General features: G+C 27.9%; 18 protein-coding genes. 12 read left to right on the top strand and 6 right to left on the bottom strand.

What is annotated here, in order from left to right:
* Window positions 1-117: 117 nt before the first annotated feature.
* Genes spoVAE through I2E83_RS11100 form a run of 5 tightly spaced genes read right to left on the bottom strand, consistent with a single transcriptional unit; the run spans window position 118 to window position 3,067 of the window.
* The gene (gene spoVAE / locus I2E83_RS11120) at window positions 118-471 is read right to left on the bottom strand and encodes a stage V sporulation protein AE (RefSeq protein ID WP_195262939.1); all 354 of its coding nucleotides are present in this window, start codon (window positions 469-471) and stop codon (window positions 118-120) included.
* A gap of 22 nt (window positions 472-493) precedes the next feature.
* Entirely contained in the window at window positions 494-1,495 is a 1,002-nt protein-coding gene (gene spoVAD, locus I2E83_RS11115; protein ID WP_195262940.1) for a stage V sporulation protein AD, read from the bottom strand.
* Window positions 1,496-1,975, bottom strand: coding sequence for a stage V sporulation protein AC (gene spoVAC / locus I2E83_RS11110; RefSeq protein ID WP_195262941.1), 480 nt, complete (start codon window positions 1,973-1,975; stop codon window positions 1,496-1,498).
* 12 nt (window positions 1,976-1,987) lie between these two features.
* Window positions 1,988-2,848: a DUF421 domain-containing protein gene (locus tag I2E83_RS11105; protein ID WP_195429822.1), complete on the bottom strand. Its 861-nt coding sequence runs from the start codon at window positions 2,846-2,848 to the stop codon at window positions 1,988-1,990.
* Window positions 2,849-2,860: 12 nt separating this feature from the next.
* Window positions 2,861-3,067: a DUF1657 domain-containing protein gene (locus tag I2E83_RS11100; protein WP_097033275.1), complete on the bottom strand. Its 207-nt coding sequence runs from the start codon at window positions 3,065-3,067 to the stop codon at window positions 2,861-2,863.
* Between the two features lie 261 nt (window positions 3,068-3,328).
* On the opposite strand from I2E83_RS11100, the gene I2E83_RS11095 reads away from it, so the two are divergent.
* The 7 genes from I2E83_RS11095 (at window position 3,329) to I2E83_RS11065 (ending at window position 9,262) form a co-directional block, all read left to right on the top strand.
* On the top strand, window positions 3,329-3,532 hold the full coding sequence (locus I2E83_RS11095; RefSeq protein WP_195262943.1) for a DUF1657 domain-containing protein: 204 nt from the start codon (window positions 3,329-3,331) through the stop codon (window positions 3,530-3,532).
* A 371-nt stretch (window positions 3,533-3,903) separates the two neighbouring features.
* Entirely contained in the window at window positions 3,904-4,800 is an 897-nt protein-coding gene (locus I2E83_RS11090) for a Cof-type HAD-IIB family hydrolase (protein ID WP_195429821.1), read from the top strand.
* A 159-nt stretch (window positions 4,801-4,959) separates the two neighbouring features.
* On the top strand, window positions 4,960-5,622 hold the full coding sequence (locus tag I2E83_RS11085) for an HAD family phosphatase (protein WP_243241964.1): 663 nt from the start codon (window positions 4,960-4,962) through the stop codon (window positions 5,620-5,622).
* A 123-nt stretch (window positions 5,623-5,745) separates the two neighbouring features.
* A complete protein-coding gene (locus I2E83_RS11080) occupies window positions 5,746-6,018 on the top strand; it encodes a hypothetical protein (RefSeq protein WP_195262945.1) in 273 nt (90 codons plus the stop codon).
* A 162-nt stretch (window positions 6,019-6,180) separates the two neighbouring features.
* On the top strand, window positions 6,181-6,753 hold the full coding sequence (locus I2E83_RS11075; protein ID WP_195429820.1) for a hypothetical protein: 573 nt from the start codon (window positions 6,181-6,183) through the stop codon (window positions 6,751-6,753).
* A 96-nt stretch (window positions 6,754-6,849) separates the two neighbouring features.
* Window positions 6,850-7,419, top strand: a complete 570-nt coding sequence (locus I2E83_RS11070; protein ID WP_195262947.1) for a TetR/AcrR family transcriptional regulator C-terminal domain-containing protein — start codon at window positions 6,850-6,852, stop codon at window positions 7,417-7,419.
* Window positions 7,420-7,567: 148 nt separating this feature from the next.
* The gene (locus tag I2E83_RS11065; RefSeq protein ID WP_195429818.1) at window positions 7,568-9,262 is read left to right on the top strand and encodes an oleate hydratase; all 1,695 of its coding nucleotides are present in this window, start codon (window positions 7,568-7,570) and stop codon (window positions 9,260-9,262) included.
* A 116-nt stretch (window positions 9,263-9,378) separates the two neighbouring features.
* Here I2E83_RS11065 and I2E83_RS11060 read toward each other — a convergent pair whose 3' ends face one another.
* Window positions 9,379-9,900: an excisionase family DNA-binding protein gene (locus tag I2E83_RS11060; protein WP_195429817.1), complete on the bottom strand. Its 522-nt coding sequence runs from the start codon at window positions 9,898-9,900 to the stop codon at window positions 9,379-9,381.
* Between the two features lie 321 nt (window positions 9,901-10,221).
* On the opposite strand from I2E83_RS11060, the gene modA reads away from it, so the two are divergent.
* The 5 genes from modA to I2E83_RS11035 all read left to right on the top strand — a co-directional run bounded on the left by modA (window position 10,222) and on the right by I2E83_RS11035 (window position 16,158).
* Window positions 10,222-11,022: a molybdate ABC transporter substrate-binding protein gene (gene modA / locus I2E83_RS11055; protein WP_195429815.1), complete on the top strand. Its 801-nt coding sequence runs from the start codon at window positions 10,222-10,224 to the stop codon at window positions 11,020-11,022.
* A 9-nt stretch (window positions 11,023-11,031) separates the two neighbouring features.
* Window positions 11,032-11,703, top strand: a complete 672-nt coding sequence (modB, locus tag I2E83_RS11050; RefSeq protein ID WP_195429813.1) for a molybdate ABC transporter permease subunit — start codon at window positions 11,032-11,034, stop codon at window positions 11,701-11,703.
* A gap of 11 nt (window positions 11,704-11,714) precedes the next feature.
* A complete protein-coding gene (locus tag I2E83_RS11045) occupies window positions 11,715-12,782 on the top strand; it encodes an ATP-binding cassette domain-containing protein (protein ID WP_195429810.1) in 1,068 nt (355 codons plus the stop codon).
* A 253-nt stretch (window positions 12,783-13,035) separates the two neighbouring features.
* Window positions 13,036-14,202: an iron-containing alcohol dehydrogenase gene (locus I2E83_RS11040; protein WP_195429808.1), complete on the top strand. Its 1,167-nt coding sequence runs from the start codon at window positions 13,036-13,038 to the stop codon at window positions 14,200-14,202.
* 156 nt (window positions 14,203-14,358) lie between these two features.
* Window positions 14,359-16,158: a WG repeat-containing protein gene (locus I2E83_RS11035; protein WP_195429806.1), complete on the top strand. Its 1,800-nt coding sequence runs from the start codon at window positions 14,359-14,361 to the stop codon at window positions 16,156-16,158.
* Window positions 16,159-16,686 lie beyond the last annotated feature (528 nt).

Below are 16,686 nucleotides of genomic sequence, written 5' to 3'. Positions count from 1 at the left end.
AATTAAGGGGAAAAATCCTTATAGGATTTTTTGAGAAATTGATTTTAGAATAGTTAACCAAAGGTGAACTATCATTTTAACTCTTTCACTTTTCACTATTTAACTCTTAACTTTTGATCATCCTTTAGGTTTGAATATTATTGCAGCAAAGAAACCAAATATTATTGCAGCAGCAACACCTCCGCTTACTGTCTTTAGCATACCAGTAAATATTCCTACAAATCCTGTTTGTTGAGCTTCATTTATAGCTGCCGTTACAAGGGTATTTCCAAAGCTACTTATTGGAACAAATGCTCCTGCGCCAGCAAATTTAACTAGGGGATCATATAGACCAAACCCTCCTAAAATTGCACCAATTACTACTAATGTACAAGTAGTATGTGCAGGAGTAATTTTCAAAGTATCCATTATAAGTTGCCCAATAACACAAATTATACCACCTATTATAAATGCAAAAATAAATTTTTCCATAAGTTAAATCACACCTTCTTTTTTACATTTCTATAGAAACCGCATGGGCAACGCAAGGAATGCTTTCCTTTTGTTGAAAGGAGATAGGGGACATTAGAGCGCCTGTTGCCACAACTAATATCTTTTTTAACTCTCCTTTACGCATGCGATTAAGTAAATGTCCATAAGTTACAGTAGCAGAACAACCACAACCACTTCCACCAGCAAAACTAGGTTGATCTTTTGTATATATTAAAAGTCCGCAGTCTGTAAATATATCTATTGGCATGTATATATTGTGTTTTTCAAATAAAGCATTAGCAATTTCATGCCCAACTTTTCCTAGGTCACCAGTAGCAATAAGGTCATAATTTGAAGCATCAATGTTTAAATCTCTAAAATGAGCTTCTATAGTATCTACAGCAGCTGGAGCCATAGCAGCGCCAACGTTATAGGGATCTGAAATTCCCATGTCTACAACTCTTCCAATAGTAGCAGAAGTAACCTTTGGACCGTTGCCTTTTTGTGCAAGCACTGCTGCACCAGCACCAGTTACTGTCCATTGAGCAGTAGGTGGTCTTTGAACCCCATATTCTGTGGGATATCTAAATTGTTTTTCAGCAGCAGCATTATGACTACTTGCAGCTGTCACAACATATTTTGCAGATTTACTATCTATAAGCTGAGCTGCTAATGCTAAACCTTCCATGGAGCTTGAGCAAGCACCAAATATTCCTAGATAAGGAATTCCTAAAGTTCTTGCAGTAAAGCTACTAGAAATAATTTGATTCATTAAGTCTCCGCTAAAGAAGAAGTTAATATCTTCTTTTTGCAAGTTTGCTTTTTGTATTGCTCGTTGGCAGGCGTGTTCAAGAAGGGCTTTTTCTGCTTTTTCATAACTATCTTGACCAAGCCATAAATCTTCTGTAAGTATATCAAAATCATTAGCTAAAGCTCCATTAGCTTCGAATGGTCCGCCAATAGCTGCTGAAGATAATATTGTAGGTTTAGAATCAAAAATCCAAGATTGATGTCCTTTAAGCATTTACATCGCCCCCAACCATATTATTATCATTTTTATAGTTGCAACTATAAAAGCAGAGAAAACTCCATAAACAACTATTGCACCTGCAAGGCTAAACATATTTCCAGCTACTCCAAGTACAAAGCCTTCACTTTTATGTTCAATTGAAGCAGATGCAATTGAATTGGCAAATCCTGTTATTGGGACAGCAGTTCCGCATCCAGCCCATTGACTAAGGTGATCATAAATTCCAAGCCCAGTAAATAAAGCTGAAAGAAATATTAAGAGTATGTATGTTGGGGCCATTGATGTTTTTTCATCAAAATTAAAATAGTTCATAAATATCCATTGAAATCCTTGGCCGATTGTGCATATTGCTCCACCTACAAGGAATGCTCTAATACAATTTTTAAAAATAGGTCTTTTAGGTTCTATGCTTTTTACTAAAGCATCATATTGTTGCTGAGATGTAGTCATTTTTTTCTTTTTCATATTTGACATATATTTCACCTTCTAACGTAATAAATATGGTTCTAATTTTGCTAGAATTCGTTCTAAAGCTTTTGAGTCTTTTAAATACATATTTTTAGCATCTTTATTATCAGTATCTATAGAAAATGACATAAGATCTGATTGGCTCTTTTCTAAGCTAGCATATAACATTTCTTTAATTTCAGTTTTAGGAACTTGTATCATATCATCAAATAAGTCAATGTATAAATCTCCAGAAGAATCAACTTGCCCTAGAAAAACATTCTCAAGGGAAACACCTTTAACTTCTAGTTGAGTTGTAAGCCAACCTTGATTTAATCCAGCATTAGTAAGTCCTTCATTTAAGATATTTCCATCTAAAATAACTGTTTGTGGCTCTGCTTTAGGAGATACTTTTTTTCCTAAATCATATGAAGTAACAGGCTTTTTATCAGCTTTTAAACTAATATTTATATCTCCATTTGTTTCCATAACAGCAAACTCTACATCAGCTAAATTAAATGCTTTTTTAGAACGTAATTCTTGTAAAAATTCTTGACCTGTTATTCTTTCTTTAGATAAGTTATCTTCCATTATTTTTCCATTTTTTATTAATACTCTTTCTTTACCGTGAATTGAATTATAAATATATTTACTCTTCATTGAAGCATAATCTAAGGCAAGAGGCATTAGTGCCCAAACAGCTAAAGGTATTAATCCAAAATAAAAATTATCAATTAAATTTAAAGAAAGTAAAGAAATTATAATGGCTATTGAAGCATAAGAAATAAAATCAAAAGGGGTAGACCTAGCTAAGGTCTTCTTTTTTATGAATCTTGCTATTACTAAAGCTAAAAAAAATAGAACTATTGATTTAAATAATACTATTAACCAAGAATCCATAGTCCACCTCACTTAGTTACCTTTATATTGGGGTTCTTCAAACTCCATAAAGCCTATTCTTTTTTCTAGATCTTTTTTTATATTATCTATTTCTTTAGCTGCTTCTTTATAAGTGTTTCTAGATTTTTCATCACGTTCTTGTAATGAATACATTTCTAAAGTAGATTGAGCGCCTTTTAATGTGGCTAACGTTTGTTTTACTTTTGAAATAGCAGTCATATAAAAGCCTCCTTTATATATAAATCTTTCTCACTTACTTTAACCAGTAATATTAGTTTTAATTCATTTCTTATATAAATATTTACTTTAATTCATTTCTTTCTTATATAAATATTTACTCAAATTATTGAAAAGGATTATCTAATAGAAGCTAGGCTAAAAAGGAATATATTTCATTATAAAAAGAATATTTAAATTGAATATTAAAATTGATAATGAACAAAATAAAATTGCAATACAAAATATAAAGGAGGAAATATTATGCCTACAGGAACTAAACTTGAAACAGCATTAGCTAGTGCAAAAGGATTAGCTGCTGATATGAAGACTTTTTCTTTAGACACAGATAATCAACAAGCAAAACAAATGTTTAATCAACTTGCAAGTACAATGGATGGTGTTGAGCAATCACTTCAATCAAGACTTGATTTTGTAAAACAACAAGAACCACAATATAATAAATAGTAAAAATACTCCTATATCTATAACATCAACTAGATATGGGAGTATTTTTATGAATAATTTTTTATGTAAACTTTAAAATATTTATAAATATAAGATAAATTATTCTTTTCAATAAATTATGAAATTTTTATTCTATAACGAAGGTATTTATTCAGAAATTTGGAGTAGTTGAATGAAAGATTAAATAATCAATTATTTCAGATCTGATATTTTACTTAAATAAATATATTAATTATTTAATATATCTTAAGTTTTAATTATATGGCTTAGTAATTAAAGCTTAAAAGTAATTAGTATAAATTTATGTAAAATTACAAATGTATGATATTATATAATATAGAATCAAATATATCAAAAACGGAGGAATAGTTATGATAAGATTAATAGCGTCAGATATGGATGGAACCTTATTAAATAGTGATCATGACATAGATGTTGAAACTGTAAAAGCAATTAAAAAAGCCGAAGAAGCTGGAATAATATTTGCAATATCTACAGGTAGAGAATATGACAGTGTTAAGGTTTTATTAGATAAACATAATATAAAGGCTCAATGTGTGCTTTCAAATGGAGCGGAATATAGAGATGAAGATGGAAATATATTAGATGTAATAAATATAAAAAATGAAACTGCAAAGAAGATAATCGAAATTCTAGATAAAAATAAAATGTCAGCTCGAATATTTACAGAAAAGGGTGTATTTACTACATCTACAAGAGAAATGGCTCTTCAAGAGGTTATCTTTAGAACTATGAGTTTTAATCCATCATTAACTGAAGAAGAAGCAAGAGAAGTTGCAGAAAATTTAGGTTTCTTTACTTGTTTACAATTTATTGAGGATTTAGATAAATTCTTTGAAGAGGGAGTAGAAGTAAGAAAATTTGTTGCTTTTCATAATGATATAGAGCTTATAGATAAAATGAAGAAAGTTCTTGGAGAAATTGAAGGATTGGCTATCTCATCATCATTCAGAGATAATATAGAAATTACTGATATAAATGCTCAAAAAGGAATAATCTTAGAACAGGTTGCAGCTAAAATGGATATAGCAAGAGAAGATGTTATGATATTAGGTGATAGTTTTAATGATTATTCAATGTTTGAGATATTTGAAGAAACTGTTGCAATGAAAAATGCTATACCAGAGGTGAAGGCGATAGCTAAATATATAACAGATAGCAATGATAATTTAGGAGTTGCTAAAGCCATTTATAATGTACTTAATAATGAAATGGATAAAATGCTTAAGTCAGAAGAAAATTTTTAATAAGATATTAAAATTAAAATAAACTCAAAGATAATTAATTATTCATTATCTATGAGTTTATTCTTAATTGTAATCTAAATAAATAAACTTTATTTTTATAAAGTTTAGAAATATTGATATTTAAAAAATTAATATTTGTAGCAAAATACGGAGGAGAATATGCAGCTTAATATGGATGAAATAGACTCAGTAATTTTTGATATGGATGGAGTTCTATTTGATACAGAAAGAATATATTTAAAGGTTTGGACAAGGGTTTGTAAAAAGTATGGTTATAAAATGACTAAGGAAATATATTGCAGGGTTATAGCAACTGGGCGTGAGAATGTTAAGAAGGTATTTAAGCAGGAATTTGGCATGGATATTCCAATAGAAGAAATGTATAAAGAAAAGGATGAGGCTTTAGCCAAAGAAATAGAAAAGAAAATACCATTAAAAGAAGGAGCTTATGAATTACTTACATATTTAAGAAAAAATAATTATAAAATAGCTTTAGCTACTTCAGCTACAAGAGACAGAATGGAAAAACAACTAAATAGAGCAAACATTAAGCATTTATTTGATGATTTAGTATGTAAAGATGATGTTGAGAAAACTAAGCCTAATCCTGATATATTTATAAAAGCAGCAGACAAGCTTAAAGTTAATCCTGAAAATTGTATTGTAATAGAAGATTCATCATCTGGGGTTAAGGCTGCTTATAATGGAAATATGAAGGTGGTACATGTAGTTGATTTAAAAGAGGCAGATGATGATATAAAAAAGCTTTGTTATAAAAGCTTTAATAACTTAATTGAAGTAAAGGAAGCAATATTTCATTAAAATTAAGATTTTAGGCTGTTTATGAGTAAAATATAAGTTTTGTATTTAATATTTATTATAGTAACATTAAAATATACAACTTGAAAAAGTATAAAAATAAAACTAAAGAAGGAAGTGTCTGTTATGGAAGAAAAATATGATTATATTTTTAAATGGTTAAAAAATGCGACAAAAGAAGAAAGGCACATAGATGAAATGGAAGCTTTTGCAAAGAAGCATCCGATATTATTTATGAAATTTCATAAGCTATTTAGACCAATAGTACAACTTGATGAGAATAACGAAGAATACATAGAAGCAAAAGAAAAACTTGTAAAATTATTTTCAGAAAATGAAGAAGATTTTAAAGTAGTTACTGAAGCTGTAAAAACTAAATTTGCAGGTAAATATTTTTAGAATATAAATATTCCTAGACTTTCAAATTATGAATTTAGTTGGTAGATTTGTGTAATTATATAAAATATATTACAATGAAGTTATAAATATTGAATTTATCAATAAGTAAAAAAGAAAGTATCGTATTAACTTTCTATTGAACTATTTAAGGAGATGTGTAATATGAATAATTCACAAAAAAATAAAAGTAAAATCAGTAAATTATTTAGTTCAATTGATAATTTTCTAATTGAAGAAAAGGAACAAAAGTTAAAAGCAAAGCTAGGTAAAAAAATAAAAGACTCTATATTTACAGATGAAATTTTAACAAAACTTAATGAACATGATTTTAGTGGAGTAGCAGATAAAGAAGAAGATGTAGTTATGCTTTTTTCAACTATATTCCCTATATTTATAAAGGATAAGGGAATAATATTTAGGCTGTACAAGCATAAAATTGAAGTGGATTTATCTGATGAAATGAAAGATAGATATATCTATATGTTTTCTGATGGGAGATTAACATCAGGATTATTCAAGTGTTTTAATATTAGTGATGATGAATATGTATACGGAATAAAAAGAATAATAGATGTTATTCCACTTTTTAAAGCTGAAATATTAGATACTTTATCAAACTATGAAAGTATTATAAATTCCAATAATAAAATAGAGGATTTTAAATCAAAAGAATCAGTAGCTGAAAATAATTATGATGAATTAATATTATATTTAACAAAGGCAGAAAAAAAATAAAGTGAAAATTAGAAGTGTTGTAAAATGATTAACTATTAATCCAATACAATGCTTCTTTTTAGATATAGTTATAATTTTATAATAAAGGAGAGGAACATGTCTAATTCACAAATAACAGAAATGGCTTTGGCTAATGCCTTAAAGAAACTAATGAATAAGCATTCTATAAATAAAATTACAGTCAAAGAAGTTACTGATGAATGTGGGATTACAAGACGTACATTTTATAATCATTTCAATGATACTTATGAATTACTTGAGTGGATTTATGAACATGAAGTGATAGAGGAATTAGAACAATATTATAATTTGGATGGGTGGAAGACAGCTATAACTATAGTTCTTCAGTACACTATAGACAATAAAAAAATATGTCTTAATACATTTAATTCTTTGGGGCGAGATCATTTAGAGAAGTTCTTATATAATATTTTTTATAATGCATTACAAGGTGTGACCCTAGATATTATAAAAGATATGGATATTGATGAAAATATAAAAAATGAAACTATAAGGTTTTATACACTAGCTATAGTAGGAGAATTTATATTGTGGCTTAAGGATAACTTAAAAGAAGAACCACAATGTATTTTAGATAGAATAGAAATAATAATGACAGGGACCATTTCTTATGTGATGATGAGAAATGATAAAAGAAGAAAATAATAATATATTAGAGAAGATTGACTAAATATTACACAGTTAATTAAGCATGTGCAATATTTTCTCAATCTTCTTTTTCTGTTTATTGAAGAAATTTTATTACAGGAATAATCTATTAAATGTAAAGAATTTAAAGAAGAGGTGTTTAATTATGGGAAATTATCAAAAAATCAATCCTCTTACACCTAATAATATTGATGTAAGAAAAGCATATTTAATTGGAGGGGGAATAGCTTCATTATCTGCAGCAGCATTTTTAATAAGAGATGCGCATATGCCAGGTGAAAATATTCATATTTTAGAGGAATCTAAAGTTTATGGAGGTTCAATGGATGGAGCTGGAACTGCAACTACAGGATATACTGCAAGAGGTGGAAGGGAAATAGAAGAACACTTTGAATGTTTCATGGAATTATTTAGTTTTATACCATCCTTAAAGGATAAAAATAGAAGTGTATTAGATGAGTTTAGAGAGTTAAATCTTGAAGAACCTATTGAGTCACACTGTCGTTTAGTTCATAATCAAGGAGAAAGAGCTGATTTTTCTAGTTTAGGTTTATCAAAGGAAAATGCTATGGAACTTGCTAAACTTCATATGTTAACAGAGGAAGCTCTTGGAGCAACAACAATTGATGAATACTTTTCACCATCATTTTTTGAAACAAACTTTTGGTTCTTTTGGGCTTCAATGTTTGCCTTTGAAAAATGGCATAGTGTTGTAGAAGTAAAACGTTATATGGAAAGATTCATGCATTTAATAGGTGGGATGAATAGGTTAGAAGGAATTTTGCATACTGAATATAATCAATATGATTCATTAATTCTTCCTTTAATAACATGGTTAAAGGATAATAATGTATGCTTTAATAAAGGATATAAAGTTACAGATATAGATTTTGATTTTTCAAATAATAAGAAGATAGCAACAGCAATTCATTATATAAAAGATGAGTGCTATGAAAAAATAGAAGTAAATAGGGATGATTTAGTATTATTTACAAATGGATCAATGACTGAAAATACAACAAGAGGCGATTTGGATAATCCTGCAGCTCTAAATACTTCAGATGATAAGGGATGTTTTAGTGTATGGCAAAAGCTTTCAAGAAAATCAGAAGACTTTGGAAGACCAGAAGTATTTTGTAGTAATATAGATAAAACTAAATGGTTGTCATTTACAATTACATTAAAAGATGATGATATACTTTTCCCTTATTTATATAATTTAACTGGAGATAAGCCAGGAATGGGAGGGCTTGTAACAATAAAAGATTCAAAATGGTTTATGAGCTGGGTTGTACCAAAGCATCCTCACTTTATTAATCAACCTGATAATGTTAAAGTTTTATGGGCATATGCATTAAATATGGATATAAAAGGTGATTATATAAATAAAACAATTTCAGAATGTACAGGCCGTGAAATGTTTGAAGAGTTATTATATCACATGGGATTAAAGGATAGAATTCCAGAAATCCTTGAACACACTGTTAATGTAATTCCAAGTATGATGCCATATATAACTTCTCAATTTATGCCTCGTGTAAAAGGAGATAGGCCTCAGGTTATTCCTTATGGTAGTGAGAACTTTGGATTTATAGGACAATATGCAGAAGTAGAAAATGATTGTGTATTTACTGTAGAGTATTCTGTTAGAAGTGCAATGATGGCTGTATATGGATTAATGAAGCTCGATAAAGTTGTTGATCCAGTATTCCCTAGTCAATATGATATACGAGTATTAGTTAATGCAGCTAAAACATGTCTTGGAGTAGATAAGCTATCACTAAAAGATATTGCATTAAAGGATATTTTCAAAAATACAGAAATATTAAAGCTTTTATAAATTTAAAGATTAGCCTAAGAAGTGAAAATAACGCATTCTTAGGCTTGTTGTTTTCTTATTAATTAATATTTCATTTGTTTTTAGATATTATTAATTTAAAATATAAATAGTAAGTATTATTTATAAACTTTTACAGACATAGTTTTAAAAATAGCATAAAACTCAGTACCTTTTTCTATACACATTTCATTTAAGGATTTTTTAGTTATTAATGCCATTAGTGGAATCCCAATATCTAAAACTACCTTTGCGCTATTACCATCTAATATAATGTCAGTTACAATACCTTTATGAACATTTCTTGCACTACTTACAAATGTACCTTTACTTAAGATAATATCTTCAGGGCGAATAGAAATTCTTACATTACCTCCTAATTCAGTACTTACTTGGATTTTTACAGAATCAATTAATGCAAAAGTTTCGTCATCTTCAGAAATTAAAGTTGCTTCATAGCTATTTTCATAACCTTTAGATTTTAAAAGATAAATTTCAAATTGGGATTTAGATATACGAAGGTGCTTCCCCATACGGTGAGCATCTAAATCACCACGTTTTATCATTTCATATACAGTACCTTTAGTTATTTTTAATTTTTGAGCAATCTCATCTGGCGTATATAAGATATCTTCATTCATTTTATTCACCTTTTCATTCTATTAGTATAAAAATAATTTAACATATTATTTAGTATATAACAATTAGAAAATGGTTTATAAATTTAAGGGCTATAGACTTCTATATCAATATATTTAGTAAAAATATTTGACAGGTTTAAATTTTAATATTTAAGGAAAATAAATATAAAAATCAAAATTAATTGACACTAGAGAGTATTTACAATATAATTACAATTGTTTGGTTTTGTTAGGTTTAGTTCTGTTTTAGTTTGTTTTAGCATAACTAAATCAGTTTTATTTATTGTAATGATAGTATTTCATAAATTAGGAGTGTGTAAAATGAAAAAGAAAATATCATTAATTTTAAGTATGCTATTATTAGCTTTTTCTTTAGTTGGATGTAGTAAGGATAATGTGTCAGATAATACAAGTAACTCACAAGAAAAAGAATCAACTATTACTATTGCAGCAGCAGCAAGTTTGAAAAATTGTATGGATGATAAGTTAATTCCTATGTTTAATGAAAAGTATCCTAATATTAAAGTTCAAGCAACTTATGATAGCTCTGGAAAATTACAAACTCAAATTGAAGAGGGAGCAGAAATAGATGTATTTATGTCTGCAGCAACAAAGCAAATGGATGAATTAAATAAAAAAGGTTTAATTGAAGAAAGTTCTATTATTGGACTTCTTGAAAATAAAATTGTACTTATAGCTTCAAAAGGAAATAATAAAGATATAAAAACTTTTGAAGACATATTAAAATCTGATAAAATTGCTATAGGAGATCCAGATAGTGTACCAGCTGGACAATATGCAAAACAATTATTTGAAAATCTTAAAATGTGGGATAAGGTATCTGAAAAAGCAAGCCTTGGAACAAATGTTACGGAAGTTTTAACTTGGGTTGCTGAAGCAAGTGCAGATTCAGGAATTGTTTATTCAACAGATGCAGCTTCAAATGATAAAGTAGAAGTAGTTTTAGAAGCACCAGAAGGAAGCGTTTCTAAAGTTATCTATCCGCTAGGAATAGTAAAGGCAACTAAAAATCAAGAAGCAGCCAAAAGTTTTACTGAGTTTTTACAATCTGAAGAAGCAATGAAAGTATTTGAATCATATGGATTTTCAGATAATAAATAGGAGAATACAATGGATATATCACCAATAATAATTTCTTTAAAAACTGCAACTGTATCTATGGTTTTTACTTTTTTGTTGGGACTTTTTATAGCAAGAGGAATTGTAAAAATAAAATCTGAAAAAATAAAAATGATTTTAGATGGTATTTTAACATTGCCATTAGTATTACCACCTACAGTAATGGGATTCTTTCTTTTACTTATATTTGGCGTAAATAGACCAATAGGTAAGTTTTTACTAGAGTTTTTAGGCGTAAAAATAGTTTTTTCTTGGACAGCTACTGTAATAGCTTCAGTAGTTATAGCATTTCCTCTTATGTATAGATCGGCAAGAGGTGCATTTGAACAAGTTGATCAAAATTTAATAATGGCGGCAAGAACATTAGGAATGTCAGAAAGAAAAATATTTTGGCGTATAATTATGCCTCTTGCATTACCAGGAGTTGCTTCAGGTGGAATATTAGCTTTTGCAAGAGGTCTTGGGGAGTTTGGGGCTACTGCAATGATTGCAGGAAATATAGCAAATAAAACAAGAACCTTGCCTTTAGCAATTTATGCAGATGTAGCATCAGGAGATATGGCATCAGCTACTAATTATGTTTTAATTGTTACCATAATTTCTTTTGTTGTTGTTGTTTTAACAAATTATTTTACTCTTAAAGAAAGAAAATATATAAAGTAAGGAAGAAGATAATGAGTTTATTTGTTAATATAAAGAAAAAATTAAAAGGATTTTCTCTTGAAGTTTCTTTTGAAACAAATGGTGATTATCTTGGTATTTTAGGAGCTTCAGGAAGCGGAAAAAGTATGACTTTAAAATGCATTGCAGGAATTGAAACTCCAGATGAAGGGCGTATTATACTTAATGGGAAAGTATTATTTGATTCTGAAAAAAAGATTAACCTAAAGCCTCAAGAAAGAAATATTGGATACTTATTTCAAAATTATGCTTTATTTCCTAATATGACTGTAGAAGAAAATATTGGAGTAGGATTGAAGGAATCTAAAAAAGAAAAAGAAATCAAAGTGAAAGAAATTATAAAATCATTTCATTTAGAAGGTCTCGAAAAGAAATACCCAAGTCAACTTTCTGGGGGGCAGCAGCAAAGAGTTGCTATAGCAAGATGTATAATATACAAACCAGATATATTAATGCTTGATGAACCATTTTCTGCTTTAGATTCATACCTAAAAGAGCAGCTTCAAAGTGAGGTTTTAGAATTTTTAAAGCTATATAATGGTGAAGTTCTTATGGTTACTCACAGTAGAGATGAAGTTTATAAGTTTTGTGAGAATATTGCTATTATTGATAAGGGGAATTCAATTTTATTTGGAAATACGAAGGATATTTTTGAAAAGCCAAAGCTAAAAGAAGCAGCAATACTTACTGGATGCAAAAATATTTCAAAGTGTGAAGTTATATCTTCAAATAAAATTTATGCTACAGAGTGGGGTATAAAGCTTGAAACAGAAAAAGTAGTTCCTAGAAATATAAATCATGTAGGAATTAGAGCTCATAATTTTGAAATTCTTGATAATGGCGATATAAATAATGAAAAAAACATTATAGAGTGTGAAATAAATAAGATAGTAGAAAATGTTTTTGAATATAATATAATGTTTGTAAATAAAAATTCTAGTGAAAAAAATGATAGTAGTGTAATGGTATATAAGGTTAAAAAAGAAGAGTGGGATAACAGAAAAAATAAATCTAATTTATACTTAAGAATACCTGAACACTCAATTTTATTTTTAGAATAGTATATTTATTTTGTAGTAAGTATAAAAAATAGAATATGATAAATAATAAAAAATCCACGAGGTAATATTATTAACTAATATATCGTGGATTTTTTATTATTTAAATATAATTTTATAAAGCTTATTTTTAGGAGATCATAAAAATAGATCTATTTTTTAGAAAAAAGTAATTTATTGAGAAATATATAATTATATTTAATAATTAGAATATTAGGTGTATTATAAAATATAAGACAGAAAGGAGAGTCATAATATGATAAATTTTAATTATTCAATTCCGACTAAAATTTTCTTTGGAAAAGATCAAATAAATATACTTCCAGATCAAATAAAAAAATATGGAAGCAAGGTGCTTTTAGTATATGGAGGAGGAAGTATAAAGAAAATAGGACTTTATGATAAGGTTGTTAATCTTTTAAAAGATAATAATATTAGTTTTTTTGAACTTTCAGGTATTGAGCCAAATCCAAGAATAACTAGTGTAAGAAAGGGTATCGATATTTGTAGAGAAAATGATATAGATTTAGTTCTTGCAGTAGGAGGTGGTAGTACTATTGACTGTGCAAAGGTCATTGCAGGAGGAGTTACCTATGAGGGTGATGCATGGGACATAGTTGTAGATCCAAGTAAAATAAAAAGTGTAATTCCAATAGCAAGTATATTAACTCTTGCTGCAACAGGTTCAGAAATGGATTCAGGAGCAGTAATTACAAACCTAGAAACTAATGAGAAGTTAGGAACAGGGAATCCAGAAATGGCTCCTAAGTTTTCTATATTAGATCCAACATATACTTTTTCTGTACCAAAAAATCAAACAGCAGCGGGAACAGCAGATATAATGAGTCATATTTTTGAAGTGTACTTTAATAATACAGAAGGGGCTTATCTTCAAAACAGGATGGCGGAATCTCTTTTAAAAACTTGCATTAATTATGGCAGAATAGCTATGGATGAACCTGAAAATTATGAAGCAAGAGCAAATCTTATGTGGGCTTCCAGCTTAGCTATAAATGGGCTTTTAACTTATGGAAAAGAAACAAATTGGAGTGTTCACCCAATGGAACATGAATTAAGTGCTTATTATGATATTACTCATGGTGTAGGTCTTGCAATATTAACGCCAGCTTGGATGGAATATGTGCTAGATGATAGTACAGTAGATAAGTTTGTTGAATATGCTATTAATGTATGGAATTTAGATAGAAGTAAAGAAAAATATGAGTTGGCTAGAGAAGCTATAGACAAAACAAGAGAGTTCTTTATTTCATTAGATATACCTACTACATTAAGAGAAGTTGGGATAAATGAAGAAAAACTTGAAGAAATGGCAAATCAAGCAGTTAGAAGAAGAAAAACAATAGGTAATTTTAAACCACTTAATTCAGAAGATATATTGAACATATATAAAGCTTCTTTATAAGTTAAAGTTTTAATGTAAGAAAATTTAATAAAGATAGATTAATAATAAGAGAAGTGTATAAAATAAATGTATTTTATGCACTTCTTTTATAAATTGCCACTTTATTTATAAATTATTCATATATTGTATAAAGAATGATTTATTAGGAGAATTAAAGTGAATTCGAATAAAAATAATAAAGTAGAAAGTTTTGCAATAAAAAATAGAATAAATAGTGAGAAATTATATCCTGCTTTAAGAAATACAAAAGAAGGAAAAACTTATGGATATATAAATAGTAAAGGAGTATTTATTATTGATCCAATTTATTCAAGTGCATATGATTTTAATAGTAGTGGATTAGCTATAGTGGGATTAGGAGAAAGATTTGGAGTAATTAATAAAAATGGAGAGTTTGTATTAAAGCCAGTTTTTGATAGTATTAGAGAATTTAAAGAAAATAGAGCAATTTGGGTATATCGTGATTACATGGGAGTTATTAATGAAAAGGGGAATATTATAACCAATAAAAAATATAGTTTTATAAGTGACTATAGCGAAGGAAGGGCAATAGTTGGTTTTAGTAATAGTAATGGAAGCTATAGATATGGATATATTGATTTAGAAGGATATGATATAATTCCAACTATATATTTAGAAGCAAATAACTTTAATGAAGGAGTAGCATTAGTAAAATTAAAGGAAAATGAATATAGATTAATAAATCCTTATGGTCAAGTTGTAAATACTTATACCTATAACTATATATCACAATATGGGGATGGATTAATGGTATTTGGAAATTCATTTGAAGGTCCACTAGGTTATATAAATATTGCTGGACAAGTAATTATTAAACCAAGATTTAAATCAGCACAAGGATTTAGAGATGGTGTAGCAATAGTTAGCGAATCAGATAGCTTTCAAGGTCCATATGGCCTTATTGATAAAACTGGTAAATATGTATATGAAGCTAATTTTAGTGACATTAAGATTCTAGGAGAAGGCAGAGTAGCTTTAGGTATTCCAATAGGAGATGAGAGTTTAAAACTTAGAAGTATATATGCTATAGGAGATACAAATGGAAATAGATTAACAGAATTTATTTATTTAGCTGTTAGCGATTATAATGATGGATTAGCATATGTATCAGATAAAGCAGATACCTTCTTCATCGATTTATCTGGAAATCGAGAGGTAAATCTACCTAAAGTTAGCGGAAGTGGTGAATTATCAATAAAGAGTGAAGTAGTTTATGCTAATATAGATTATTCACCATATTATTTAGATAAGTCAGGTAGAATAATTTATAAATCAAATGATATTATATATCTTGATAATCGTTATAGTATACTAAAAGAAAAATATAAACCTAATATTAGTTATTTAATATATATACCTGAAGTACAAGGAATAAAAGATAAGAATGTAGAAATTGAGATTAATAACAAATTAAGATCTTTGTCTTATTTTAATCCTAATGAAGAAAACGGAAGTAAAGATAGCTTAGTTATTACCGAAAATGATGTTCTTAATTATGATTATTATGGTGATTTCAGGATAAAATACTTCAACAATAATTTATTAGTTTTAGAAATTGAAGGTTATTACTATCCATTAGGAGCAGCACATGGAATGCCATATAGAAAAACTCCAACTATCAATTTGCTAACTGGCAATTTTTACACATTAGGAGATTTATTTATGGGAGGAGTTTATTGGGTAGGTGAATTAAATAAGATTATTAGTAATATGATACAAAATGATAAACAATATGAATATGTATTTAAAGATCAATTTAAAGGGATAAAAGAAGACCAAGATTTTTATGTTGATAGTAGTAATTTATATATTTATTTTCCACCTTATGAGATTGGACCATATTCAGCTGGATTTATAACATTCAAAATTCCTTTTTCTGAAATTCATGGAATGATAAATAAAAGTGGGGATTTTTATAAAGCACTGCAAGCTTAAGTAGAGAGATTAAATAAAGAAAAAAGGCTGTTTTAAAAACAAATATTGTAAATAGCTCTTCAATAAATCACTAAATAATAAAATGAAACCAGATATTTCACAATGTATAGTTCGTGAAATATCTGTTTTTTTTCTTTTAAAATTAACATAATATTCGGAGCTCACTAGAAAGTATATCTATATTTTCCAGTGGATAAATACTTTTGCAACAGCTCCTTTTCTTTATTTAAATATATTCAAAGTTGTCATAACTTAAATTTTGTTATGATTCTATGTTAAAATCAACATCCAACCATAATTATGCTTTATAAAAAGGAAAAAACTAAATTAGTAAAATATGCTTGAACGAGGTCAATTTATAAAATAATTATTAATTTTCATTATGGGTATTATATTTAATTATTTTTAGGAGATTATATGATGTAGAAAGATATTTATTTTACAAATTTATAAATGAAATAAAAGAAGTTGAGATTAAACAAATAAATCTATTATAAGAGAAACATTCGGATATATTTATTAATATGT

The sequence above is a fragment of the Clostridium sp. D46t1_190503_E9 genome (assembly GCF_015555225.1).
Lineage (GTDB): Bacteria > Bacillota > Clostridia > Clostridiales > Clostridiaceae > Clostridium.
The sequence above is the reverse complement of the archived record's forward strand: the minus strand, read 5'-3'. Positions and strand labels throughout refer to the sequence as shown.

Excerpts from the sequence above, each read along its gene's own strand:
- I2E83_RS11080 (WP_195262945.1), top strand. The coding sequence starts at position 5,746 with ATGGAAGAAAAATATGATTATATTTTTAAATGGTTAAAAAATGCGACA.
- I2E83_RS11040 (WP_195429808.1), top strand. The coding sequence starts at position 13,036 with ATGATAAATTTTAATTATTCAATTCCGACTAAAATTTTCTTTGGAAAA.
- I2E83_RS11100 (WP_097033275.1), bottom strand. The coding sequence starts at position 3,067 with ATGACTGCTATTTCAAAAGTAAAACAAACGTTAGCCACATTAAAAGGC.
- I2E83_RS11070 (WP_195262947.1), top strand. The coding sequence starts at position 6,850 with ATGTCTAATTCACAAATAACAGAAATGGCTTTGGCTAATGCCTTAAAG.
- spoVAD (WP_195262940.1), bottom strand. The coding sequence starts at position 1,495 with ATGCTTAAAGGACATCAATCTTGGATTTTTGATTCTAAACCTACAATA.
- I2E83_RS11075 (WP_195429820.1), top strand. The coding sequence starts at position 6,181 with ATGAATAATTCACAAAAAAATAAAAGTAAAATCAGTAAATTATTTAGT.
- I2E83_RS11045 (WP_195429810.1), top strand. The coding sequence starts at position 11,715 with ATGAGTTTATTTGTTAATATAAAGAAAAAATTAAAAGGATTTTCTCTT.
- I2E83_RS11065 (WP_195429818.1), top strand. The coding sequence starts at position 7,568 with ATGGGAAATTATCAAAAAATCAATCCTCTTACACCTAATAATATTGAT.
- I2E83_RS11090 (WP_195429821.1), top strand. The coding sequence starts at position 3,904 with ATGATAAGATTAATAGCGTCAGATATGGATGGAACCTTATTAAATAGT.
- spoVAC (WP_195262941.1), bottom strand. The coding sequence starts at position 1,975 with ATGTCAAATATGAAAAAGAAAAAAATGACTACATCTCAGCAACAATAT.
- I2E83_RS11060 (WP_195429817.1), bottom strand. The coding sequence starts at position 9,900 with ATGAATGAAGATATCTTATATACGCCAGATGAGATTGCTCAAAAATTA.
- I2E83_RS11085 (WP_243241964.1), top strand. The coding sequence starts at position 4,960 with ATGCAGCTTAATATGGATGAAATAGACTCAGTAATTTTTGATATGGAT.
- I2E83_RS11095 (WP_195262943.1), top strand. The coding sequence starts at position 3,329 with ATGCCTACAGGAACTAAACTTGAAACAGCATTAGCTAGTGCAAAAGGA.
- modA (WP_195429815.1), top strand. The coding sequence starts at position 10,222 with ATGAAAAAGAAAATATCATTAATTTTAAGTATGCTATTATTAGCTTTT.
- I2E83_RS11105 (WP_195429822.1), bottom strand. The coding sequence starts at position 2,848 with ATGGATTCTTGGTTAATAGTATTATTTAAATCAATAGTTCTATTTTTT.
- modB (WP_195429813.1), top strand. The coding sequence starts at position 11,032 with ATGGATATATCACCAATAATAATTTCTTTAAAAACTGCAACTGTATCT.
- spoVAE (WP_195262939.1), bottom strand. The coding sequence starts at position 471 with ATGGAAAAATTTATTTTTGCATTTATAATAGGTGGTATAATTTGTGTT.